Origin of the sequence: Actinotalea ferrariae CF5-4 (assembly GCF_000603945.1) — a bacterium.
Taxonomy (GTDB): domain Bacteria; phylum Actinomycetota; class Actinomycetes; order Actinomycetales; family Cellulomonadaceae; genus Actinotalea; species Actinotalea ferrariae.
On the sequence record NZ_AXCW01000488.1, the window covers coordinates 1 to 1,238 of the forward strand.

1 protein-coding gene is annotated in these 1,238 nt (G+C 73.7%); it reads right to left on the reverse strand.

Features of this window, described 5'->3' with window-relative positions:
* Positions 1-121 precede the first annotated feature (121 nt).
* Positions 122-1,021 (reverse strand): type IV toxin-antitoxin system AbiEi family antitoxin domain-containing protein, encoded by a 900-nt coding sequence (locus N866_RS18955; RefSeq protein WP_155855512.1) that lies wholly within the window; start codon positions 1,019-1,021, stop codon positions 122-124.
* Positions 1,022-1,238 lie beyond the last annotated feature (217 nt).

A 1,238-nucleotide genomic window follows, 5' to 3' on the forward strand; every position in this document is an offset into this window, starting at 1 on the left:
CCCCGCCACCCCGCAGCCTCTCGCCTCCCGCCCCACCCACCGCCGTCGCCGAGCGATGCGCAGTTCACGACATGTCTGCGCGCCGGCGAGCAGATCTGTCGGGAAGTGTTGCGGGAGAGCGTCAACGGGTGGGAGTCGTCGCTCGGCGGATCGACCGGATGACCTGGTCCGGCCTGTCGGTGAGGTCGGACCACGTGAAGCGGAGGACGGTGTACCCGGCTGCAACCAGTCGGTTCTGCTTCGTGCGGTCCGCCTGGAACGCCGCTCGCGCGTGGTACGCGTACCCGTCGACCTCCACGACGACCCTCGCAGCCGGGAAGAGCACGTCGACCCGGCCGACCAGGCCAGCACCGTCGTCGATCCGGACATCGGCCTCCCAACCCCGCACACCGGCGCGTTCCAGCAGCACGTGCAACCGCCGCTCGGCCGCGCTCAACGCTCCGTGGGAGACGGCGTCGAGGGCATGACGCAACGCGCTCGTCCCCCAGGAACGACCACGCTCGACGATGGCAGCCTCCAGCAGCTCCGCCGTCAGGATCTCGCGCGTCGCAGCCCAGGTCGTCAGGCGCTCGGCGTCCTCGGGACCCAGCCGGCCCAGGCAGTCCAGCACCGTGCGCAGCACCGTGGTGACGGCCCCTGCCCCGACCGGGACGACGTCGTCGGGCGCGAGGGTGATCTGGTGCGGCACCATCCCCGGACGGTGGCGCGGACGCCGCCCGACCACGGCGTGGAAGAGCCCGTCGTCGGGGACGGGCAGTCCATGGAAGACCGCAGCGGACGTGTAGGCCGTGACGCTGCCCGGCCAGGTGAGGCCGCCGGCCTGGACCCGGCGCCGAGGGGTGGGCTCGACACCACGGCGGACCAGGGCTGCACCCAGGACCGGCTGCCACACCCCCTGGGCACGGCGACGACGCACCTGTGCCGCTGTGGCGCCGGCCCGTACGGCCTGCGCAGCGGTGAAGACCCCGTCCTGGCGCGACGCCACCTCGGGCACCCAGTGCGCCGGCAGTCGACCTGTCACGAGCAGGACTCTGGGCCCGACCCGCTCTCGACCGCCGGCGTGGTCCCCCGCCCCTGGGGACGTGCCCGATGCCCACCGACCCGTGGACGCGTCCCCGTCCCGGCTCGCCGACCAGCCTTTCCCGACAAGTCCGCTCGCCGGCGCGCAGAGATGTCGGGAAGTGCGCACGTGCTGAGCGGGGGACAGCAGGGACGCGGGTGGGCGGGAACGGGGGCGG